Annotated in this window: 22 protein-coding genes; 3 read left to right on the top strand and 19 right to left on the bottom strand. The window is 66.5% G+C overall.

Going from position 1 to position 20,228, the window contains the following annotated elements:
* Positions 1-17: 17 nt before the first annotated feature.
* The 10 genes from DES47_RS08915 to DES47_RS08870 form a co-directional block, all read right to left on the bottom strand.
* Positions 18-2,483, bottom strand: a complete 2,466-nt coding sequence (locus DES47_RS08915; RefSeq protein ID WP_208114941.1) for a bifunctional diguanylate cyclase/phosphodiesterase — start codon at positions 2,481-2,483, stop codon at positions 18-20.
* An 8-nt stretch (positions 2,484-2,491) separates the two neighbouring features.
* Positions 2,492-3,115, bottom strand: a complete 624-nt coding sequence (locus DES47_RS08910) for a methylamine utilization protein (RefSeq protein WP_243748226.1) — start codon at positions 3,113-3,115, stop codon at positions 2,492-2,494.
* An 11-nt stretch (positions 3,116-3,126) separates the two neighbouring features.
* The gene (locus DES47_RS08905) at positions 3,127-3,582 is read right to left on the bottom strand and encodes a group I truncated hemoglobin (protein ID WP_166651918.1); all 456 of its coding nucleotides are present in this window, start codon (positions 3,580-3,582) and stop codon (positions 3,127-3,129) included.
* Positions 3,583-3,739: 157 nt separating this feature from the next.
* Positions 3,740-4,825: a DNA polymerase III subunit delta gene (holA, locus tag DES47_RS08900; RefSeq protein ID WP_133700318.1), complete on the bottom strand. Its 1,086-nt coding sequence runs from the start codon at positions 4,823-4,825 to the stop codon at positions 3,740-3,742.
* A gap of 4 nt (positions 4,826-4,829) precedes the next feature.
* The gene (locus DES47_RS08895) at positions 4,830-5,330 is read right to left on the bottom strand and encodes an LPS-assembly lipoprotein LptE (protein WP_133700317.1); all 501 of its coding nucleotides are present in this window, start codon (positions 5,328-5,330) and stop codon (positions 4,830-4,832) included.
* Positions 5,330-7,963: a leucine--tRNA ligase gene (leuS, locus tag DES47_RS08890; RefSeq protein ID WP_133700316.1), complete on the bottom strand. Its 2,634-nt coding sequence runs from the start codon at positions 7,961-7,963 to the stop codon at positions 5,330-5,332. Before leuS ends, DES47_RS08895 begins: the two co-directional genes overlap by 1 nt.
* A gap of 82 nt (positions 7,964-8,045) precedes the next feature.
* The gene (locus tag DES47_RS08885) at positions 8,046-8,465 is read right to left on the bottom strand and encodes an ExbD/TolR family protein (protein ID WP_133700315.1); all 420 of its coding nucleotides are present in this window, start codon (positions 8,463-8,465) and stop codon (positions 8,046-8,048) included.
* A 6-nt stretch (positions 8,466-8,471) separates the two neighbouring features.
* On the bottom strand, positions 8,472-9,134 hold the full coding sequence (locus DES47_RS08880) for a MotA/TolQ/ExbB proton channel family protein (RefSeq protein ID WP_133700314.1): 663 nt from the start codon (positions 9,132-9,134) through the stop codon (positions 8,472-8,474).
* 8 nt (positions 9,135-9,142) lie between these two features.
* On the bottom strand, positions 9,143-9,955 hold the full coding sequence (dapB, locus tag DES47_RS08875; protein WP_133700313.1) for a 4-hydroxy-tetrahydrodipicolinate reductase: 813 nt from the start codon (positions 9,953-9,955) through the stop codon (positions 9,143-9,145).
* The gene (locus DES47_RS08870) at positions 9,952-10,422 is read right to left on the bottom strand and encodes an outer membrane protein assembly factor BamE (protein WP_243748225.1); all 471 of its coding nucleotides are present in this window, start codon (positions 10,420-10,422) and stop codon (positions 9,952-9,954) included. The genes dapB and DES47_RS08870 overlap by 4 nt, the downstream gene beginning before the upstream one ends.
* A 195-nt stretch (positions 10,423-10,617) precedes the next feature.
* Here DES47_RS08870 and fur point away from each other — a divergent pair, with 195 nt between their 5' ends.
* Positions 10,618-11,049 carry a ferric iron uptake transcriptional regulator gene (gene fur, locus DES47_RS08865; protein WP_133700311.1) on the top strand — a complete coding sequence of 144 codons (432 nt, stop codon included), beginning with the start codon at positions 10,618-10,620 and terminating at the stop codon, positions 11,047-11,049.
* An 8-nt stretch (positions 11,050-11,057) separates the two neighbouring features.
* On the opposite strand, the gene hprK is transcribed toward fur, so the two are convergent.
* From hprK to hpf, 3 genes are all read right to left on the bottom strand, one after another.
* The gene (gene hprK, locus DES47_RS08860; RefSeq protein ID WP_133700310.1) at positions 11,058-12,017 is read right to left on the bottom strand and encodes an HPr(Ser) kinase/phosphatase; all 960 of its coding nucleotides are present in this window, start codon (positions 12,015-12,017) and stop codon (positions 11,058-11,060) included.
* Positions 12,018-12,054: 37 nt separating this feature from the next.
* Positions 12,055-12,525, bottom strand: a complete 471-nt coding sequence (locus DES47_RS08855) for a PTS sugar transporter subunit IIA (RefSeq protein WP_133700309.1) — start codon at positions 12,523-12,525, stop codon at positions 12,055-12,057.
* A gap of 235 nt (positions 12,526-12,760) precedes the next feature.
* Positions 12,761-13,102: a ribosome hibernation-promoting factor, HPF/YfiA family gene (gene hpf, locus DES47_RS08850; protein WP_133700308.1), complete on the bottom strand. Its 342-nt coding sequence runs from the start codon at positions 13,100-13,102 to the stop codon at positions 12,761-12,763.
* 515 nt (positions 13,103-13,617) lie between these two features.
* Here hpf and DES47_RS08845 point away from each other — a divergent pair.
* Positions 13,618-14,214 (top strand): response regulator, encoded by a 597-nt coding sequence (locus DES47_RS08845; RefSeq protein ID WP_243748224.1) that lies wholly within the window; start codon positions 13,618-13,620, stop codon positions 14,212-14,214.
* A 223-nt stretch (positions 14,215-14,437) separates the two neighbouring features.
* Positions 14,438-15,400, top strand: coding sequence for a magnesium/cobalt transporter CorA (gene corA, locus DES47_RS08840; protein WP_133700306.1), 963 nt, complete (start codon positions 14,438-14,440; stop codon positions 15,398-15,400).
* A gap of 4 nt (positions 15,401-15,404) precedes the next feature.
* On the opposite strand, the gene DES47_RS08835 is transcribed toward corA, so the two are convergent.
* The 6 genes from DES47_RS08835 to DES47_RS08810 are packed head-to-tail and all read right to left on the bottom strand — an operon-like array spanning position 15,405 to position 20,227.
* Positions 15,405-15,881 carry a nuclear transport factor 2 family protein gene (locus DES47_RS08835; protein ID WP_133700305.1) on the bottom strand — a complete coding sequence of 159 codons (477 nt, stop codon included), beginning with the start codon at positions 15,879-15,881 and terminating at the stop codon, positions 15,405-15,407.
* 3 nt (positions 15,882-15,884) lie between these two features.
* Positions 15,885-16,670, bottom strand: a complete 786-nt coding sequence (locus tag DES47_RS08830) for an SDR family NAD(P)-dependent oxidoreductase (protein ID WP_133700304.1) — start codon at positions 16,668-16,670, stop codon at positions 15,885-15,887.
* Positions 16,671-16,673: 3 nt separating this feature from the next.
* The gene (locus DES47_RS08825) at positions 16,674-17,204 is read right to left on the bottom strand and encodes a DUF3833 domain-containing protein (RefSeq protein WP_133700795.1); all 531 of its coding nucleotides are present in this window, start codon (positions 17,202-17,204) and stop codon (positions 16,674-16,676) included.
* A complete protein-coding gene (locus tag DES47_RS08820; protein WP_133700303.1) occupies positions 17,204-18,460 on the bottom strand; it encodes an MFS transporter in 1,257 nt (418 codons plus the stop codon). The genes DES47_RS08825 and DES47_RS08820 overlap by 1 nt, the downstream gene beginning before the upstream one ends.
* Entirely contained in the window at positions 18,457-18,999 is a 543-nt protein-coding gene (locus DES47_RS08815; protein WP_166651917.1) for a chalcone isomerase family protein, read from the bottom strand. The genes DES47_RS08820 and DES47_RS08815 overlap by 4 nt, the downstream gene beginning before the upstream one ends.
* Before the next feature lies 1 nt (position 19,000).
* Complete coding sequence (locus DES47_RS08810) at positions 19,001-20,227, bottom strand: SAM-dependent methyltransferase (protein ID WP_133700301.1); 1,227 nt, start codon at positions 20,225-20,227, stop codon at positions 19,001-19,003.
* Between the last annotated feature and the right edge of the window lies 1 nt (position 20,228).

Here is a 20,228-nt window from a genome sequence, read left to right as displayed (position 1 = left end):
AATCTGGGACCCCAAGCTCAAGCCAGCTTCGCGAACGCACTCTCCAGCGTTTCGTCGTCCAGCACCGGCGCCTGCCAGGCCTGCACCCAGGCGACGAACTCCTGCTCGGGCATGGGCTTGGCAATGAAATAGCCCTGGCCCTCGTCGCAGTGCAGCGCGTCGAGCAGCTTCCAGGCCTTGGCCGTTTCTATGCCCTCGGCCACCACGCGCAGGCCCAGGTTGTGGGCCAGGTCGACGGTGGAGCGCACGATCTTGGCGTCGTCCAGATCGCGCTCCATGGCCATCACGAAACTCTTGTCTATCTTCAGCTCGTGCACCGGCAGGCGCTTCAGGTAGGCCAGCGACGAGTAGCCGGTGCCGAAGTCGTCGATCGACAGCTTGAAGCCCAGCTCGTGCAGGCGCTCCAGCGTCTGCTGGGCACGCTGCGGGTCGTCCATGATGGCGCTCTCGGTGATCTCCAGGCACAGCACCTGGGCGTTCATGTCATGGGTCTTGATCAGCTGCTCCAGCTTGGCCGGCAGGTCTTGGTCCAGCAGATCGCGGGTCGAGAGATTGATGCTCAGCCGCAGGTCAAGGCCATGCGCGTACATCTCGCGCCAGGCCCGGGCCGACTGCTCGATGATCCAGGTCGTCAGGGTGCGGATGAAGCCGGTCTGTTCGGCAAACGGGATGAACAGCATCGGCGGCACCAGGCCGCGCTGCGGATGCTGCCAGCGCACCAGCGACTCGGCGCCGAGAATGCGGCCGGTGTGCAGATCGACCTTGGGCTGCAGATACAGGCGCAGCTCGTTGTGCTCGACCGCACGGCGCAGCTCGCTGAGCAGGGACAGCGACTCCTGGCTGTGCGCATCCAGCCCCGGGTGGTAGACCATGGTGCCGCTCTGCTTTTGCTTGGCGGTGTACATCGCCAGCTCGGCGCGGCTCAGCAGCAGTTGCACCTCGTGGCCATGCTGTGGGCAGCCGACGACGCCGATGCCGGCGCCCAGATCCACCGTGTTGTCGTCAATCGTCAGCGGCTCCTCGAAGGCGGTGAGGATGCGCTGGGCCACCTCGACCGCCTGCTCCAGGTCGGCACCATCGAGCAGCACGGCAAATTCGTCGCCGCCCAGACGGGCGATGAACCCCTCCTTGCAGACCGCCGGACGCTGCAGCCGGGAGGCCACGCCGCACAGCAGGCGGTCGCCGAAATGATGGCCCAGCACATCGTTGACATGCTTGAAACGGTCCAGGTCCAGCATCAACACGGCACAGGCGCGGCCGGTGTCGCGTTCACTGTCCAGGCTGCGCTGCAGCCTCTGGGCGAACTGCTCGCGGTTGGGCAGGCCGGTCAGCGTGTCCCAGTAGGCCAGGCGCTCGACCTGCTCTTCGCGGTGGCGTATGCCCTGGCGCATGGTCTCGAAGGCCTGGGCCAGGTCACCGACCTCGTCCCTGGCTTCGATGCGTACAGGCGTGGCGTAGTCGCCCTGGCCCAGGCGCTCGGCCGAGCGTGACAGCGCCGTGATCGGCCCGGTGATGCGCCGCGCAAACAGCACGCTGCCCAGCGCGAACACGGCCACGCCTATGGCCGTCAGCGCCAGCAGGGTCAGCTGCAGCTGACGGTAGGGCGCCACGGCCTCGTCGAAGGACCGCAGCAGCACGGCACCGAGGGCCATGTCTTGCCCGTCTCGGGGCTGCATCAGCGGCACATAGCGGGCGCGCTGCTTCTCGCCGCCCAGCATCATGGAGAAGCTCGGCTCGGTGGTGCTGATGCGGCTCAGGTCGGGGTCGGCATCGGTCTGCACCAGCGCGCGCAGGGCGACGCGCCAGTCGCCCCTGCCCGCTCGGGTCAGCACCAGACTGTGCAGCGATGACAGCTCGGCCAGATCCTGCAGCGGCTCGGCGCCGAGGCGAAAGCCCATCAGCACCCAGCCCACCAGCTGCGGCGCCCTGACCGGCACGGCCACCACCTGGTAGGGCTCGCCAGCGATCAGCACCAGTTGAGCCCGGTCCGGGCCAGGCTGCGCGGTCGGGGCGGAGGCGCCGGCGGCCGGCTTGGCCTTCAGCGCCTTCTCGGCGGCAATGATGCGCTGCGCCTCCTGGATGAAGGGGCCGGCGTTGTCGTGGGTGGCCGCGATCAACTGGAACTGCGGATCGGTATAGGCCGCCACCGACACGCCTATGCGTTCGCCGTAGTTGAGCAGCGCATCCTTGATGGTCTCGATGTCCTGCGCCGAAGAGCGGGTGGCGATGGTGGTCAGAAAACCATAGTCCGCGGCCAGCAGGCGCGCGGCATCGGTGCGCGTCTCGGCCTGCTGCGCCAGCAGCCGGTGCAACAGCTTCTCTCCGTTGCGCAACTCGGCCGCGATCGAGGCCTGGGCATTGCCCTCGATGCTGTTGCGTATCAGGCCGAAACTGAGCAGCTGCACGACCAGCAGCAGCGACAGGAACAAGGCGACGATGCGCCCCTCGAGGCGTCGCAGATTCAGAAAGCCCGGCCAGCGCATCGCAGGGATCACTTGACGGGCAGGCTCACGGTCGCCTGGCCGCCTGCGGCCGCCACCGTGACGGTCTGGCTGAGCATCGCCGCGTCGGGGCCCATGCCGCCATGCCAGGCCTTGAGCTGATGCTCGCCTGCCGGTACATCGAGCTGCACCTGGCCCTTGGCATCGCTGCGGCCGAACAGCGGCGTATCGACGACGACGATGTAGGCGCTCATGCGGTCATGGATATTGCAGCCCAGGGCCGCCACGCCGGGCTTGTCAAACACCACCGGCGCGGTCGGCGTGCCGGCATAGAGCTTGATCTCGAAGGTCTTGATGGGCGAGAACGAGTAGACATGATGGCGCACGGTATCGAAATTTGGGAAGTTCACCGCACTGCCGGTTTGTATCACCAACAGCATGGGCTGGAACTCCCGGTCTTTTTGCGACATCTGTGCAACCGTGCTGGCGGCAGCGGTGCGGCGCGCGCCCCGGACCTCGACGGCCACCACCGCATCGGCCAGCGGCTGACCCTGGCTGTTGCGCACCTGCACGGTCAGCGGGGCAGCAAGCAGCGGTGTGCCGGCCATCGCCAGCCCTGCGGCACTGACGAACAGCGCGACCCAGTGTACCGGGTGATGGGCAGGAGCTCGCATGGTCTTCACTTTCAGGCGTTTGGCGTGGCGAAATCGTGCTTCATCGGTGCCAGCATTCTGAGCAGCTGGCTCTTTGCCGCGGCGCCGGCCCCGGCCTGATCCAGCTCCTCCCGCAGGATGTCCACCAGCGCATCAAACTCCGAGGCCGTGAACGACAGTCCCTTGAGCGTGCCGCTAAGCGTCTGGTCCTGGGCGTTGCAGCCGCCACCTGCCAGCGAGCACAGCTGGACGCGCAGATGCTGCTTGAACGGCGGCAGGGTGACGCCGGCCAGGCCGCGCCGGGTGCGCGGGTCTTGCACCGCGCGGGCTATGCTGCGATCGACCAGGGTCGTCAGCCCCTTCTCGCCGCCGAGCCGGGCATACAGGCTGGGCGCTTCGTTCGAGGCGCAGGCCAGCAGCAGGCCGCTGAGGCCAAGCACCAGAAAAACGGGGGTCAGACGACGGGGCAAGGTGGACAGAACGTTCATCGCAGGGAGCAGGCTGACGGGGCGCAAGACCGGGCCTACCGCTCGGTATCGGCCCATCTTATGCCCGTCTTGAACCGCGGCTGTCGGGATCGCGGCGGTTTCCGTTGAGTTGTGGGCGAAAGCCGCGGCTTTCTGTCGCGATGAAGCGCAATGTCTTCTAGTGCGCTCCGACTTGGCGCGGCGCCCCCGCCTGCTTGTTCGGGTGCTGGGTGCAGCGCACCAGCATCAGCGCCAGGCGCTGCAGCGCGGCCCAGGGATCATGGGGCCACTCGGGATGCTTCAAACCCTTGACGATGCCATCGCAGATCTGCGCCGCCTCGACCAGCGGGGCCAGGCTCAGCGGGCTGAGCAGCGGCACGGCGCGCTCGAACAAGCGCTCCTTGACGCCCCAGACCCGGGCCTCGCGCAACGCCATGGGCATGGGCTTGCCCTGGTCGATCGCGTCTCTCACCCGCTTCAAGGCGCGTATGTCCTCGGCCAGCGTCCAGTGCACCAGCACGGCGGCCTCGCCCTCGGCCTGCAGGCCGTCGAGCATGCGCATCACGCGGGGCACCTGGCCCGCGAGCACGGCCTCGCTGAGCTTGAACACGTCGTAGCGGGCGACGTTCATCACCGCCGCCTCGATCTGCTCGAATGTCAGCTCGCCCTTGGGGTAGAGCAGGGCCAGCTTCTGCAGCTCCTGGTGGGCGGCCAGCAGATTGCCCTCGACGCAGTCGGCGAAGAAGGCCAGGCAGCGCTGGCCGGCCTCGCCGGCGGGCACGCGCTGCTCCTGCCGGGCCAGGCGCTGGGCAATCCATTGCGGCAGGGCCTGGCGGTCGACGGCATCGACGCGCAGCACCACGCCGGCACCGTCCAGCGCGGTGAACCAGGCGCTGCTTTGCTGCTGGCGGTCCAGCTTGGGCAGGGTGATCAGGGTCACCACATCGTCGGGCAGGTGCTCGCAGTAGCGCTGCAAGGCCTCGGAACCGTCCTTGCCGGGCTTGCCCGAGGGGATGCGGATCTCGATCAGCTGGCGCTCGGAGAACAGGCTCATCGCCTGCGCTGCGGCCAGCACCGGCCCCCAGTCGAAATAGGCGCCGGCCACGGTGAAGACCTTGCGCTCGCTATAGCCATCGGCGCGGGCGGCGGCGCGCACCGTGTCGCCGGCCTCCTGGGCCAGCAGGGCCTCGTCGCCATGGATGGTGTAGATCTTGCGCAGGCCCTTGGAGAGGCTGGCGGCAAGCTGGTCGGCTCTCAGTTGCATGGTGTCAGGATGGGCGCGCTGCCGCGAGACGGCTCATCACCTGCGACACCACGTCGGCCTGCATGGCGCGGAACAGCAGCGCCTCTTCCTGCTCCTTGGCCAGCGCATCGCGCTCGTTGTAATTCATGTCGCGCTTGAGCAGCAGCTCGGTGCGCGGAATCAGTTCCTTGCCGGCGGCACTGCGCAGGCTGAACTCCAGCCGCACGCGCAGCTGCAACTCGCGCACCTGGCCGGCGGCGGTGGACGCAGCCACCACCTTCTCGCGCAGGTCACGGTGCGCCTCGAATATCGCCTCGGCCTGGGCCGGACTGTCCACCACGCGGGTGTTGGCGCTCAGGGCCAGCTGGCGACGCAGCTCCAGGCCCAGCGGCGAGTCGGCGCGGAAGCCCAGCAGCGCCAGCCGGTCGAAGGGCAGCACCGGCGGGCGCTTCAGCTCGAAGCCGCAGGCCGCGAGCAGGCCCGCGCCCAGCGTGGCGATGACGGTGCGGCGCGAAGTGATGGCCATCAGACGACGACGTTGACCAGCCGGCCCGGCACGATGATGACCTTCTTGGCAGGCTTGCCCTCGCCGAAGCGGATGAACTCCGGATGCGCCAGCGCGGCCGCCTCGATCGTTGCCTTGTCCGCTGCGGCCGCGACCTTGACGGCACCGCGCAGCTTGCCATTGACCTGCAGCATCAGCTCGATCTCGTCCTGCACCAGGGCAGCCTCATCGACCTGCGGCCAGGGAGCGTCGAGCAGATCGCCCAGCTCGTTGGCATAGCCCAGCTGCTGCCACAAGGCATGGGTCAGGTGCGGGCAGGCGGGGTAGAGCACGCGCAGCAGCACCGAATAGCCTTCACGGACGGCGGCGCCCTGGCCCTGGGCCTTGAAGCCCTCCAGCGCATTCAGCAGCTTCATCGTGCCGGAGACGACGGTGTTGTACTGCAGGCGCTCGTAGTCGTAGCTGACCTGCTTGAGCACCAGATGGACCTCGCGGCGCAGGGCCTTGCCCTCGTCGTTCAGCGCGGCGAAGTCACGGCCGGCGGCCTGTATCGCCTCGGCCTGCTTGGCGCCATAGCCCCAGACCCGCTTCAGGAAGCGGTGCGCGCCCTCGACACCGGCATCGTTCCACTCCAGCGTCTGCTCGGGCGGCGAGGCGAACATCACGAACAGCCGGGCCGTGTCGGCGCCGTACTGATCGATCAGCTGCTGCGGGTCCACGCCATTGTTCTTGGACTTGGACATGGTCGTCATCTCATAGTCCAGCGGCGTGCCGTCGGACTTGAGCTTGCCGCCCACGATCTGGCCATGCTCGTTGGTCTGGACCTCGACCTCATGCTCCCAGTAGTAGTGCTTGCCGCCGCCTTCGGGCTTGTGCGAGAAGGCGCCCTTGAGCACCATGCCCTGGGTCAGCAGCTTGGTGAACGGCTCGTGGATGTCGACCAGCTTCAGGTCGCGCATCACCTTGGTCCAGAAGCGGGCGTAGAGCAGGTGCAGGATGGCGTGCTCGATACCGCCGATGTACTGGTCCATCGGCATCCAGTACTTCGTGCCCGCGCCGACCATCGCCTGCTCGTTGCCGGCATCGCAATAGCGCATGAAGTACCAGGACGAGTCCACAAAGGTGTCCATCGTGTCGGTTTCGCGCTGGGCTGGCTTGCCGCAGCTGGGGCAGGCCACGTTCAGGAAGGCGGCATGCTTGTTCAGCGGATTGCCGCTGCCATCGGGAACCACGTCCTCGGGCAGCACGACCGGCAGATCCTTCTCGGGCACCGGCACGGCGCCACAGGCATCGCAGTGGATGATGGGGATCGGCGTGCCCCAGTAACGCTGGCGGCTGACACCCCAGTCGCGCAGGCGCCAGGTGGTCTTCTTCTCGCCCAGGCCCTGGGCGCCGAGCAGCTCGGCGACCTTGTCCACGGCCGGCTTGTAGGCCAGGCCGTTCAAGACGCCGGACTCGACGCAGACGCCGCGCTGTTTGTCGCCATACCACTCGGCCCAGGCCTCCAGGCTGTAGCTCTGACCTTCGACGGCCACCACCTGCTGGATCTTCAGACCGTATTTCTTGGCGAACTCGAAGTCGCGCTCGTCGTGCGCCGGCACGCCCATCACGGCGCCGTCGCCATAGCTGATCAACACATAGTTGCCGACCCAGACCTCGACCTGCGCACCGGTCAGCGGGTGGGTCACGAACAGGCCGGTGGCCATGCCCTTCTTTTCCTGCGTGGCCAGTTCGGCTTCGGTGTTGCCACCGGTTTTGCATTCCTCGATGAAGGCAGCCAGCTGCGCATTGCCGGCGGCCGCATGGGTGGCCAGCGGATGCTCGGGCGCCACGGCGCAAAACGTGACCCCCATGATGGTGTCGGCACGGGTCGTGAACACGTAGAGCTTGCCGTCCTGTATCAGCTTGCCGTCGGCCTGCGTGATCTGGTGCGGGAAGGCGAAGCGCACGCCCTCGCTCTTGCCTATCCAGTTCTCCTGCATCAGGCGCACGCGCTCGGGCCAGCCGCTGAGGTAGTTCGGGTCTTCCGGATTGGCCACGGCCGACAGCAGCTCGTCGGCGTACTTCGTGATGTTCAGGTAATAGCCGGGGATCTCGCGCTTCTCGACCAGGGCGCCCGAGCGCCAGCCGCGGCCGTCGATGACCTGCTCATTAGCCAGCACGGTCTGGTCGATAGGGTCCCAGTTGACGACCTGGGTGCGGCGCTCGGCCACGCCGGCCTCCAGCATCCTCAGGAACAGCCACTGGTTCCATTTGTAGTAGCTGGGCTGGCAGGTGGCGACCTCGCGCGACCAGTCGATCGCCAGGCCCATGGCCTGCATCTGGCCCTTCATATGGGCGATGTTGTCGTAGGTCCACTTCGCGGGCGGCACCTTGTTCTTGATCGCCGCGTTCTCGGCCGGCAGGCCGAAGGCGTCCCAGCCCATGGGCATCAAGACGTTGTAGCCCTTCATGCGCAGCTGGCGCGCCAGCATGTCGTTGATCGTGTAGTTGCGCACATGGCCCATATGCAGCTTGCCGCTGGGGTAGGGCAGCATCGAGCAGGCGTAGTACTTGGGCTTGCTCTGGTCTTCGCTGACGCGGTAGGCGTCCAGCTGCTGCCAATGGGCGCGGGCGGCGGATTCGATCTCGGAGGGGCTGTACTTGTCGTTCATGGTGGGCTGCCGGCCGCAAGGACTTGCGGCAATCTGTGCCTCCGATTGTAGGAGGCGTTTGCAGGCCACCCGATGCCGGGCTTCAGCGCTCGCCGGGCTGGGCCACGAAGGCGATGCGGTTCAGGCCCACATCCTGGGCCCAGCCGATCAGCTCGGCCACCTGGCCATAGGGCACCATCTTGTCGGCGCGCAGCTGCAGCTCGATGCCGGGCGTGCGCTGGGCGGCCTGGGCCAGGCGCTGGCGCAGCTCGGCCGCCGCCATCCTCTGGTCGCCGAGGTAGAGGCTGCCGTCGGGCGTCAGCGCGACGATCAGAAACTGCGGCGCATCGCTGGGCGTGGCCGCCTCGGTCTTGGGCAGGTCCAGGCGGAGGCTGGAGCTCATCAGCGGCGCGGTGATCATGAAGATCACCAGCAGCACCAGCATCACATCGATCAGCGGCGTCATATTGATGTCGCTCATCGGCGTCGGGCCGGTGGTGCGTTCAAGCCGACCGAAAGCCATGCTGGCTTACTCCGACCGGGCCGGGGCGTCGTCGCCCAGCATCTCACGCAGATCGTGGGCAAAGCCTTCCAGCTCGGCCTCGCAGGCACCAACCAGCTTGCCGAAGATGTTGTAGGCCAGCACGGCCGGAATTGCCACCGCCAGGCCGGCGGCCGTCATGATCAGTGCCTCGCCGACGGGGCCCGAGACCTTCTCGATCGTGATCGCACCGGCCGTCGAGATGCTGACCAGCGCGTGGTAGATGCCCCAGACGGTGCCGAACAGGCCGATGAAGGGAGCAGTGCTGCCGATCGAGGCCAGCATTACCTGGCCGAACTGCAGCTGCTGCAGCACACCGTGCAGCGCGTCGCGCAGGCGGCGGGTCAGCTGCGACTCGCGCCTGCCCGAGGTTTCAAGCGTGCCTTTCGGCGCCGTGGCCATGCCGGCGTCCAGCAGCGGGATCAGCACCGATTCGCGGTCGAAATGGGCCAGTGCCTGGCGGGCATCGGCCAGCGAGGCTGCGGCCCAGAAGGCAGGAATCGCGCGGTTCAGGTCCCCACGGGCGCGGTTCAGCACCCAGCCCTTCCAGAAGATCACCACCCAGGCGCTGACCGACATCAGCAGCAGCAAGAGGGTGACGCTGTGCAGCACCCAGTCGCCCTGCTCCCAGAAGGTGGAGAAGCCGCTCATATGCCGTGTCAGCCCAGGCCAAGGACCTGGTCCATGCCGAACAGGCCGACGCTCTGGCCGCTCAGGAAGCGCGCCGCACGCAGGCTGCCCTGGGCATAGGTGGCGCGACTGGAACTCTTGTGGGCGATCTCTATACGCTCGCCGGTACCGGCGAACAGCACCGTGTGGTCACCGACGATGTCGCCGCCGCGCACGGTGGCAAAGCCTATCGTGGATGGATCGCGCTCGCCGGTCACGCCCTCGCGGCCATAGACGGCGCATTCCTTCAGATTGCGGCCCAGGGCCGAGGCCACGACCTCGCCCATCGCCAGCGCCGTGCCGCTGGGGGCATCGACCTTGTGGCGGTGGTGGGCCTCGACGATCTCGATGTCGAAGCCCTCATTCAGGGCGCGGGCCGCCATGTCCAGCAGGCGCAGCACGACGTTGACACCCACGCTCATGTTTGGTGCCATCACCAGGGCGATGTGCAGTCCATGCTCGGCGATCTGGGCCTTCTGCTCGTCGCTGAAGCCGGTGGTGCCGATGACGGCCTTGACGCCCAGCTCGCGGCACACGGCCAGATGGGCCAAGGTGCCCTCGGGACGGGTGAAGTCGATCAGCACATCGGCATGGGCCAGGCCTTGATGCAGGTCGGCGGTGATCAGCACGCCACTGGCGCGCCCCAGAAAGGCGGCGGCGTCCTGGCCCAGCTCGGGGCTGCCCGGCAGGCCCAGGGCGCCAGCCAGCACGCAGTCATTCGCCTGGGTCACGGCCTCGATCAGCATGCGGCCCATGCGGCCGTTCGCCCCGGCCACGGCAATGCGCAAGGGCGAGGCGCTCACGACTTCGGTTCCAGCGGCGGGTAGCTGCGCACGGCACCGACCGGCTCGGCCGCAGGTTGGGCCACCTTGGCTGGCACAGGCAGGGCCTTGCGCTCGTCTTCGGTCAACGCAAGCTTCGGCAGGTCGCCACGGCGCTTGAAGGTGGTGATCGAGGCGACGAAGTCGCTCTCGCTGGGCAGGTCACCCGGCACGTCAAGCGATTTCAGATTCTCGCCATCGAAGATCGCAATGACCTTGCGGTTCTGCGGCTCGGCGCCCTGACGGCGGATCGAGAACACATAGTCCCAGCGCTCGGCATGGAAGATGTCGGCCAGCAGCGGCGAACCCAGCAGGTCGCGCACCTGGCTGCGGTTCATGCCCGGCTTGACCTGGGCGACCATTTCCTTGGTCAGCACATTGCCCTGCACCACCTCGACCTTGTAGGGCGTCACGATGCCCAGCACCCGGTCGGCGGTGACGGAGGGCATATAGGAACAGGCGCCAAGAGCCGACAACGCAAGAGCGGCGCCCAGCAGGCGCGCACAAGAAGCAAATCTGGAGAGGGGTTGCATGGCGTGTGGCTTTGGGCGCCCGGGGCGGGAGCAAGCTGGATATGATGAGCCCATTCTAGCGGCAGGCCCGTGGGGGCCGCCTGCCTCCATCACCGCCCGCCCCGCCCACATATGAACCGCACCGAAGAAATCAAGAACAGCGGCCTCAAGGCCACCCTGCCGCGCATCAAGATCCTGGAAATCTTCCAGAAGACCAGCCAGCGCCACATGACGGCCGAGGACGTCTACAAGGCCCTGCTGCTGGAGGATGCCGACATCGGCCTGGCCACCGTCTACCGCGTGCTGACCCAGTTCGAGCAGGCGGGCCTGCTGTCACGCAACCACTTCGAGACCGGCAAATCGGTGTTCGAGCTGAACCAGGGCCACCACCACGACCATCTGGTCTGCCTGGACTGCGGCCGGGTCGAGGAGTTCTTCGACGCCGAGATCGAGCAGCGTCAGCACGCCATTGCCGAGCAAAAAGGATTTGCGCTGCAGGAGCACTCGCTGGCCCTGTACGCCTCCTGCCAGACCAAGGACTGCCCGCACCGCGGGGCACGGTAGACGGGCTTTTACCGATCCGGGTCGGGCTGGGTCATGCTGCGCTGGTGGCGCTCGACGAACTCGCTGTAAGTGTCTATGCCCCGCAGCTGCAGGATGGTGTTGCGCACTGCCGCCTCGACCAGCACGGCCAGATTGCGGCCGGCATCGACCGCAATCACCACCTTGCGCACCGGCACATCGAGGATGTCCTCGTACAGCGGTTCGTAGGGCAGGCGCTCGAAATCGCGCTCCAAGGTTTCCTTGCGCACCAGGTGCACGATCAGCTTGAGCCGCATCTTGCGGCGCACGGCGGTCTCGCCAAAGATCGCCTTGATGTCCAGCAGGCCGATGCCGCGCACCTCCAGCAGATTCATCAACAGCTCGGGGCAGCGGCCCTCCAGCGAGATCTGCGAGACGCGATACAGGTCCACCGCATCGTCGGCCACCAGGCCGTGGCCGCGCGAGATCAGCTCCAGGCCCAGCTCGCTCTTGCCCAGCCCGGACTCGCCGGTCAGCAGCACACCCAGACCCAGAATGTCCATGAACACGCCGTGTCGGGTGGTGCGGTTGGCGAACAGATGGCTGAGGTGGTTGCGCACCACGTCGATCACATGCCCGGCCGACTCCGCGGTGACGAACAGCGGAATGTCGGCGCGGTCGCACATCGCCACCAGGGCCTGCGGCGGCACCTGCTTGTCGGCGACGATCAACACCGGCGGCTCCAAGGTCACGATGCGCGAGATGCGGCGCTCCTGGTCCTCGGGCGAGCAGTCCTGCAGATAGGCGACCTCGCGGCGGCCGACGATCTGTACCCGGTAGGGGTGGATGTAATTCAGATAGCCGACCAGGTCGGCGGCCGACTGGGCGTCGCGCACGGCCGCTTCGTCGAAACGGCGCTCCGGGTGCGCATGGCCGGCGATCCACTCCCAGCGCATGGCCTCGCGGTGTTCTTCAAACAGCCGCTCGGCACTGATGGAGGTGGGTTTCACGCGTGAGGCAGGCCGGGGTGGTGGTTTGACGAGGGCGTCAGGCGACCGACTTCAGCGGTTCCCAGGCGGAGATCAGCTTGTGCAGCTCGCTGGCCAGCTCGGTCTGCATCAGCCGTTCGCGCAACTCGCGGTCCGACAGCATTTCGGCGATCTCGGACAGAATTTCCAGATGGCGCTGGGTGGCCGCCTCGGGCACCAGCAAGAAGATCAGCAGGCTGACGGCCTCGTCGTCCGGCGCATCGAACGGAATCGCGTGCTGCACCCGCACCACCGCCGCCAGCGGATTCTTCAGACCCTTGATGCGGCCGTGCGGAATGGCCACGGCGTGGCCCAGACCGGTGGAGCCCAGGCGCTCGCGGGCGAAAAGATTGTCGGTGACCGAGGCGCGGGAGATGGCGTGGTTGTTCTCGAACAGCAGCCCCGCTTGTTCGAACACGCGTTTTTTACTGGAAGCGTCCACATTCACCAGCACATTGCTGATGGGAAGGATGGCGGCAAGACGGTTCATCGGGTCGCAGCGCCGATTTCGGCCGAGGCCTTGGGCGGGACGCTTGTTCAATGTCAGGTCTGGGGATTATAGGAAGCCCGGGGCTTTGATGTTGGCCTGTGTGCGCCCCCCGGATAGAGGATTGCACCAAATTTGCGGCGGCGCAGCAACAAGCGCTGGTTTCCGCCCACCGAGACGGCTTCGGCCAACAAAAAGGCGGCCTTTGGGCCGCCTCCTCGTGTAAGGAATGGGGGCGCTACGGCGCAGGCACGTCCAGACGCTTGGCGGACGCGTGGTGGTGGTCTTGCAATCGATCCTTGTGTCGGCAGACCTGGCGGTCGAGTTTGTCCATCAACTGGTCAATGGCGGCGTAGAGGTCCTCGTGGGATTGTTCGACAAAGATGTCGCGGCCTTTGACATGTACCGTCACTTCGGCCTTCTGACGGCGGTCCTTTTCTTTCTGCTTTTCCACGGTGAGCAAGACGTTGATGTCAACGACTTGATCAAAGTGGCGGGTCACCCTGTCCAGCTTGGTGAGCACATACTCACGCAAGGCCGGCGTTACTTCGAGATGGTGGCCACTGATAGTCAGGTTCATAAAGCCTCCTTTCACAGGATTGAGACGAGGGCACGGTGGGACGAATGCAGGAGGAAGGAGTTCCACTTGATTCACCTATCGCGAACTCAGTGTGCGCCTGAACCTTGGATGTGACAAGCCGGTGACGATGCAGGAAAGCGATCAGTTCGAGGCCGATTCCGTGACAGTTTGTGCCTTGACAAATTGATTGACGTAGACACCTGACTTCGCGCGCCCGCACCACTGGGCGCCACCGCCGGGCGCACTGGACAGGCCCGGCAACAGCAAGTTAGGCTTGCCCGCTGCACAAGACCATTGACAGGGGCCAGAATAGGGCCACTCAACGCGCACAGGCCCGGTGCATCGGGCCGGACCGGGCGCATGGCATGATCGGCTTCGTTGGGTGAGGGGCCTGGCAGAACAACCACAGATAGAAAAATGATAAAGTCGATTGATCTTCTGAGGGCCGCACCGGCCCCACAAGCGCCACGAAACGGGTCGCACCGATGAGAAAGAGTGCCGCAAACGATGATGTGATGTCCACCCGGGACGCCGCCGAGCGCCTGGGCGTGGCCCTGCGCACGGTGCAACTCTGGGTGGAAAGTGGCGTGCTGCCGGCCTGGAAAACGGCCGGCGGTCACCGCCGCATTGCCAAGTCGGCGGTCGAGAAGCTGCTGGAAGAGCGCCGCATGGCGATCAGCGGCGAAGTCGCCAAACCCGATGTGCCGCAACCCTTTCGCATCCTGGTCGTGGAAGACGAACCCGACCTGTTGCGCCTGTTCACCATGGTGATCGAGGATTGGGGCCTGCCGGTGGCCCTTCGCACGGCGACCAATGGCTTCGAGGCGCTGGTGCGCATCGGCGAGCAATGCCCCGACCTGTTGATCACCGATCTGAACATGCCCGGCATGGACGGCTTCCGCATGATCCGCTCGCTGCGCAATTTCGGCGAGGGGCTGGAAACCCTGGAGATCGTGGCCGTGACGGCGCTCGGACCGCAGGACATCGAGAACCGAGGTGGCCTGCCCGATGGCGTCAAGGTCTTCATCAAGCCGGTGCCGTTTGCCGAGCTGGAGCAATTGGTGCGCGAGCGCGTGCCGACCGCCCTGGCGTCGACACCCGCCGTCGGCTGAGCCCGTCGCCTCGCAGTCGGCGGGGCGCCAGGCGCCATAATTTCGCATCGAATCTTTCGGAGATTGAATTGGACGTGCCCCCTTCTCGGCAGCCGTCCACTCCACGCAGGCTCAAGCGCCTGCGATAAGCGCCGAGGCGCCGGAGTGAGACGGTTGCGAGCCTCCCCGTTTCACCACTTGGCCCCGGCGGCGCGTGAGCGCCGTCAGCTCTGCTGGAGCTCTCATGCTCAACGTCTTTTCGCTGGCCAATGGCCGGTTGTTTCAGGAAGAGATTGAAAGCCTGGACGCGCTTGCCCATGTGCAGCCCGTCTGGGTCGATCTGGAAGATCCCACCGTCGAAGAAAAAGGCTGGATCGAGAACCACTTCGGTCTGATCATTCCCGCCGACGCGGTCGACGACGACCTTGAGGAATCGGCGCGCTTTTACGAGGAGGACAACGGTGAGCTGCACATCCGCTCCGACTTCCTGATCGACGATGATGTGACGCCGCGCAATGTGCGCGTGGCCTTCATCGTGCGCAACAACGTGCTGTTCTCCATCCACGGCGAAGACCTGCCGGTGTTCCGGCTGCTGCGCCTGCGGGCGCGCCGCATCCCGGCCCTGATCGAAGACGCCAAGGATGTGCTGCTCAAGCTCTATGACGCCGACGCCGAGTACTCGGCCGATGCGCTGGAGGGCATTTACGACAGCTTGGAGAAGGTCAGCGCCAGCGTGCTGAAGAAGGACGTCAACGACGCCGAGGCCGGCGAGGTGCTGGCGGCGATCGCCCGCGAGGAAGACTTGAACGGCCGCATCCGCCGCAATGTGATGGACACGCGCCGCGCGGTCAGCTTCATGATGCGCAGCCGCATGCTCAATGCCGAGCAGTTCGAGGAGTCGCGGCAGATCCTGCGCGACATCGATTCGCTGGACTCGCACACCGCCTTCCTGTTCGACAAGATCAACTTCCTGATGGATGCCACGGTGGGCTTCATCAACATCAACCAGAACAAGATCATCAAGATCTTCTCGGTGGCCAGCGTGGCGCTGCTGCCGCCTACGCTGATCGCCAGCATCTACGGCATGAACTTCAAGTACATGCCCGAGCTGGACCAGGCCTGGGGCTACCCCTTCGCCCTGGTGCTGATGCTGTGTTCGGTGGCCGCACCCTTCATCTACTTCCGTCGCAAAGGTTGGTTGCGCTGATCGCTCAGGAAGCGGCGAGCCGCCTCTTGATCCAGCGCAGCACGGCTCCCAGCAGCGGCAGCTTCTCGTAGAACTGCTCGGCCGCGTCCCAGTAGTCGCGGTGGTAGCTGACACGGCCCAGCGCATTCCAGCGCAGATGGCTGCTGCCGTGAATGGTCTGCAGCTGCAGCGGCCGGCTCTTCAGCCGGAAGCGGAAGTCCCAGGTCAGAAAGCACTGGTCGCCGCGGGCCACCGCTTCGAGCACGACGAAGCGCGGCTCCAGCAGCTCCTGGAACATGTGGACGAAGATCTGCTGCGTGGCGGGCAGGCCCTGGACCTCGTTGAACGGGTCCTTGAAGAAGCAGTCCTCGCTGTACCAGTCACCGAGGCGCATCACATCCTCGAACTTCAAATGCTCGAACAGGTCGATCACGGACTGCAGCCTCGAGTCGTCGGCTGCATGCGAGGTCGAGGGCGACTGCAGGATGGGGTTTTGCAGCATGCCTCAGACTCCGGTGACGCGGCGGACCAGCATGAAGTACAGACGATAGGGCAGCAGACGCAGCAGTTTGAGCCATAGCGTGAAGCGCTTCGGGAAGTGGATCTCGAAGCGACCCTTCGCATAGCCGTCGAGCATCGCCTCTGCCGCCTCTGCGGGCGTGATCAGTGCGGGCATGTGGAAGTCATTGCCGGCGGTCAGCGGCGTGGCCACAAAACCCGGACAGATCAGCGAGATGCCCAGGCCCATCCCATGCAGATCCAGGTACAGGGTCTCGGCGAGGTTGGCCAGCGCGGCCTTGGACGGCCCATAGGCCAAGGACTTGGGCAGGCCACGGTAGCCGGCCACGCTGGATACCAGGCTCAGGTGGCCGCCGCGTCCGCCACGCCCCTGAGCGGCCAGCTGCGGCAGCAGGGCATCGAGCAGATTCAGCGCCCCCCCATAGTTGACCTCCAGGTGCCGGTGCGCCTGGGCCAGATCGAAGTCGGTGGCACGCATGGCCTGGTAGTGGCCGGCACAATAGACGGTGAGGGCTATGGCGCGGTGGCCCGTGGTGATGGTTCGAACCGCGTTGCGCATCGCGTCGGCATCGGTGACATCCAGCGGCAGGGCCAGGCTGCCCGGGTGCTCGCGCTCGAAGGCCTGCAAACGACTCGCACTGCGCGCGCTGACAACGACGAAGGCGCCGCGCCGGTGCAGCTCATGGGCCAGCGCCTCGCCGATGCCGCTGGAGGCACCCACCAGCCAGACGCAGCGGCCCTGCCAATCCCGAAGCTTGGGATTCAGTGCCATGGCTCAGGGCTTGTAGAACGACAGCGTGACCTCGCCGAGCTTGATGCCGAACTTGCTCATCACCGCCTTGTTCAGCATCACCTTGTCGTCCATCAGATACATCCAGTCATCGAACTGCACCTCGTAGACGCTTCCGTCCACCGGCAGGCGCAGGGTGTAGGCCCAGCGCAGCGCATTGCCGGCCACCTCGCCCTGGGCCACGCCGACCACATCGTCGGCGGTGCCGGTGTAGCGGCCATTGGGCAATTTCTGCAGGGTCCAGACGCGGCGCTCCTTCTTGCCGTCGCTGTAGACGAAGTCCTCTTCGAGCACGCCCTTGTCGCCCTGCCAGCTGCCTTTCAGCGCGACGGTGAAGCGGCGCACCACCTTGCCGCTGCGATCGGTGAACAGGCCGTGCGCGGTAAGCGGGCCGTTCAAATAGCTGGCCAGATCGAGCACGGGCTTCTCGCTCGCGTAGTCGGACGGCACGGGGGCGGACGCGCAACTGGCCAGTGTCAGCAAGGCGCACAGCAGCAGCGGCAGATAACGTTTCATCATCGGGGGGTCTCGTTTCTTATCAACAATCCATACAGCAGGCCGGCGGCCAGCAGCTTTAGCGCGCAGGGCAGCGCGCAATAGACCAGGCTCAGGGCCGACAGGGCGGCCGCGTCCTGCTCGCCCGGGGCATAGCCAAGCCACTGCAGGGCCGGCAGGGCCAGGCCGGCGGCCAAGGCCAGGTTCAGCTTCGTAGCGAAGTTCCACCAGCCGAAGTAGGCCCCCTCCGCCTGACGCGCGTGGCCTGCGGTCTGGATCACGCCGGCCAGCATCGCGCCGGGCACGGCCAGGTCGGCGCCCAGCGCCGCTCCGCTGGCAATGCAAACGCCCAGGAAACCGAGGCGGTCGCCGCTATCCAGCGCCAGCGCCCAGCCGAAGCTGAGCACGGCCAGCCCCATGGCCAGCAGCCAGCTGCGTGCCAGGCCGATAGCCTGTATGCAGCGCATCCACAGCGCTATCGACAGCGCCGCGGCGGCGAAGTAGCTGCCCAGGAACAGGGCCTCGTCCTGAGGCAGCTGCAGCCGGTCGCGCACAAAGAACAGCACCAGGGTCGCCGGCACCGCGCTGGCAATGCCGTTGCACAGATAGACCGCCAGCAGGCGGCGGAAGGCGACGCTCCTGAAGGGCAGCGCCAGGCTGATCGGCGGGGTCTCCTGCACGGCGGCCTGGGTCGCCGGGCCCTGACGCAGCAGCCACAGGCCGATCAGGGTCAGCATGATCAGGCTGGCGCTGGTAAAAGCCAGGCCAGCCAAGCTGGGCAGCACACTGGCGAGCAGCACGCCCACGAGGGCCAGCCCCTCGCGCCAGCTGACGACACGGGCACGCTGCAGCTCGTCGCCGCCCAGGCGCGCACCCCAGGCCTGATGGATCACGCTGACCACGCTATAGCCCAGATAGGTCAGCAACAGCGCCGCACCGCACCACAGCAGCAGCGCATCGGTGCCACGCACCTGCGGAAAGAACAGCAGCACGAAGCCGACCAGCAACGCCGCGCTGGCACCCGCGGCGAGCCACCAGGCGCGCCGGCTGGAGCGGCCCAGCGCGGCATCGGCCACACGGCCGATCCAGGGGTCGACCAGCGCATCGAACAGACGCGCAGCCAGCAGCAACAGGCCCAGCGCCGCCAGCGGCACGCCGAACTGGGTAGCGTAGTGGTTGGGCAGCATCACATACAGCGGCAGAGCGACGAAGGCCAGCGGCAGGCCCAGCGCACCATAGCGGGCCGCAGCCACCGAGCCGATGCGTGCAACGCTCATGGGCTCAGGCCCAGCAGGGCCTCGCGCAAACGGGGCTCCGAGGTGCGCGGCGACAGCCAGATGCCGAAGAACAGGCGCGCGAACAGCGCGTCCGTGATGTCTTTGCCGGCTCGGCCGTTGACGTAGAAGCGCGCCATCTCGCCAGGTCGCTGGAAGCCGGTGATGCGGTCCCCGCTGCGCACGTTCGGAAAGGCCTCGCGCATGGCGGCCAGCCATTGCTCGCCCTGCCCTGCCGTGAACTCGCCGATGCGCTGCATTTCCTGCAGCGAGCGTTTCGCGATCTCGGCGCCGTCCAGGCTGCGCGCGTACTCGATCTCGAGCGCCAGCGGCCGCTCCGCCCAGGCCTCGGCCCCGACCGGCTCCGGCGCCCAGAGTCGTATCGTGTAGATGCTCAGCCCGAAGAAGCGCATCAGGCCCTGGCCCTGGCGCCGGGCCCGGGGCAGCTCTGCGCGCACCTCCACTGGGGCCATGTCTTGCGCCAAAGCTGGCGCGCTGGCCCAGGCGGGCAGGCTCAGCAGCAAGACCTGGCGCCGGTTCATGTCAGTCGTGCTGCAAGGTGAACTGCACGACATCGGTGTTGCCGGAGGCAAATGCCGCCTCGCAATAGACAAGATAGAACTCCCACAGGCGCATGAAGCGGTCGTCGAAGCCCAGCTTGCGCACGGCCGCGTCTTGCGCGTGGAAGCGCTCGCGCCAGCGGCGCAGGGTCTCGGCATAGTCCGTACCGAAGGCCAGCTGGTTGACGACCTTCAGCCCCGCCTTGGCCGCCTCGGCATGGAACACGCTGCTACTGGGCAGCATGCCGCCGGGGAAGATGTACTGCTGGATGAAGTCGCTGCCGCTGGCATAGCGCTCGAACAGGTCGTCGCGTATCGTGATCGTCTGGATGCACGCGCGGCCGCCGGGCTTGAGCTTGCTGCGCAGCGTGGCGAAGAAGCTGGGCCAGTAGCTGCGGCCCACCGCCTCGAACATCTCGATCGAGACGATGGCGTCGAATTGCGGCTCGGGGATGTCGCGATAGTCCTGGAAGCGCAGTTCGGCGCGGTCCAGCAGGCCGGCCTTGGCCAGGCGCTCCTTGCCATAGCTCAGCTGCTCGCTGGACAGGGTCACGCCGGTGACGCGGGCGCCGAACTCGCGCGCCGCGCATTCGGCCAGCGCACCCCAGCCGCAGCCGATCTCCAGCAGGCGGACGTCGGGGCCGGCCCCGCACTCGCTCAGCGCGCGCCTGACCTTGGCCCACTGGGCATCAGCCATCGCCTGCTCCGGCCGGCCGTCGAACAGGGCGCTGGAGTAGTTCATCGTCTCGTCCAGCCAGAGCCGGTAGAAGGCGTTGCCGAGGTCGTAGTGCGCGTGGATATTGCGTTTGCTGCCCTCGCGCGAATTGCGGTTCAGCAGATGCTTGAGCCGGTGCAGCAGACGGCCCCACCAGCGGCCGTAGATCACCTGCTCCACCGCGTCGCGATTGGCGATGAACAGGTTCAACAGGGCCAGCAGGTCCGGCGTGGTCCAGTGGCCGGCGACATAGGTTTCGGCAAAGCCGATGTCGCCCGACTGCAGGGCGGCGCTGCAGACATCCCAGTTGCGCAGGCTGATGGCCGCGCGCGGCCCGTCGGCGGTGCTGGCATCACCGAAGTGCGCATGGCTGCCGTCGGGCATGCGCAGCTCCAGCGTGCCATGGCGCAGGCTCTTCAGCAGCTTGACGACCAGGCGGGCGGCGGCGGGTGCCCCTTGGGGCAGGCAGAAGGGAGCGGTCAAGGTGGATCGCATA

Source organism: Roseateles toxinivorans, assembly GCF_004362525.1.
Taxonomy (GTDB): domain Bacteria; phylum Pseudomonadota; class Gammaproteobacteria; order Burkholderiales; family Burkholderiaceae_C; genus Paucibacter; species Paucibacter toxinivorans.
The sequence above is the reverse complement of the archived record's forward strand: the minus strand, read 5'-3'. Positions and strand labels throughout refer to the sequence as shown.

Excerpts from the sequence above, each read along its gene's own strand:
- DES47_RS08915 (WP_208114941.1), bottom strand. The coding sequence starts at position 2,483 with ATGCGCTGGCCGGGCTTTCTGAATCTGCGACGCCTCGAGGGGCGCATC.
- DES47_RS08910 (WP_243748226.1), bottom strand. The coding sequence starts at position 3,115 with ATGCGAGCTCCTGCCCATCACCCGGTACACTGGGTCGCGCTGTTCGTC.
- DES47_RS08905 (WP_166651918.1), bottom strand. The coding sequence starts at position 3,582 with ATGAACGTTCTGTCCACCTTGCCCCGTCGTCTGACCCCCGTTTTTCTG.
- holA (WP_133700318.1), bottom strand. The coding sequence starts at position 4,825 with ATGCAACTGAGAGCCGACCAGCTTGCCGCCAGCCTCTCCAAGGGCCTG.
- DES47_RS08895 (WP_133700317.1), bottom strand. The coding sequence starts at position 5,330 with ATGGCCATCACTTCGCGCCGCACCGTCATCGCCACGCTGGGCGCGGGC.
- leuS (WP_133700316.1), bottom strand. The coding sequence starts at position 7,963 with ATGAACGACAAGTACAGCCCCTCCGAGATCGAATCCGCCGCCCGCGCC.
- DES47_RS08885 (WP_133700315.1), bottom strand. The coding sequence starts at position 8,465 with ATGGCTTTCGGTCGGCTTGAACGCACCACCGGCCCGACGCCGATGAGC.
- DES47_RS08880 (WP_133700314.1), bottom strand. The coding sequence starts at position 9,134 with ATGAGCGGCTTCTCCACCTTCTGGGAGCAGGGCGACTGGGTGCTGCAC.
- DES47_RS08870 (WP_243748225.1), bottom strand. The coding sequence starts at position 10,422 with ATGCCCTCCGTCACCGCCGACCGGGTGCTGGGCATCGTGACGCCCTAC.
- fur (WP_133700311.1), top strand. The coding sequence starts at position 10,618 with ATGAACCGCACCGAAGAAATCAAGAACAGCGGCCTCAAGGCCACCCTG.
- DES47_RS08855 (WP_133700309.1), bottom strand. The coding sequence starts at position 12,525 with ATGAACCGTCTTGCCGCCATCCTTCCCATCAGCAATGTGCTGGTGAAT.
- hpf (WP_133700308.1), bottom strand. The coding sequence starts at position 13,102 with ATGAACCTGACTATCAGTGGCCACCATCTCGAAGTAACGCCGGCCTTG.
- DES47_RS08845 (WP_243748224.1), top strand. The coding sequence starts at position 13,618 with ATGTCCACCCGGGACGCCGCCGAGCGCCTGGGCGTGGCCCTGCGCACG.
- corA (WP_133700306.1), top strand. The coding sequence starts at position 14,438 with ATGCTCAACGTCTTTTCGCTGGCCAATGGCCGGTTGTTTCAGGAAGAG.
- DES47_RS08835 (WP_133700305.1), bottom strand. The coding sequence starts at position 15,881 with ATGCTGCAAAACCCCATCCTGCAGTCGCCCTCGACCTCGCATGCAGCC.
- DES47_RS08830 (WP_133700304.1), bottom strand. The coding sequence starts at position 16,670 with ATGGCACTGAATCCCAAGCTTCGGGATTGGCAGGGCCGCTGCGTCTGG.
- DES47_RS08825 (WP_133700795.1), bottom strand. The coding sequence starts at position 17,204 with ATGAAACGTTATCTGCCGCTGCTGCTGTGCGCCTTGCTGACACTGGCC.
- DES47_RS08820 (WP_133700303.1), bottom strand. The coding sequence starts at position 18,460 with ATGAGCGTTGCACGCATCGGCTCGGTGGCTGCGGCCCGCTATGGTGCG.
- DES47_RS08815 (WP_166651917.1), bottom strand. The coding sequence starts at position 18,999 with ATGAACCGGCGCCAGGTCTTGCTGCTGAGCCTGCCCGCCTGGGCCAGC.
- DES47_RS08810 (WP_133700301.1), bottom strand. The coding sequence starts at position 20,227 with ATGCGATCCACCTTGACCGCTCCCTTCTGCCTGCCCCAAGGGGCACCC.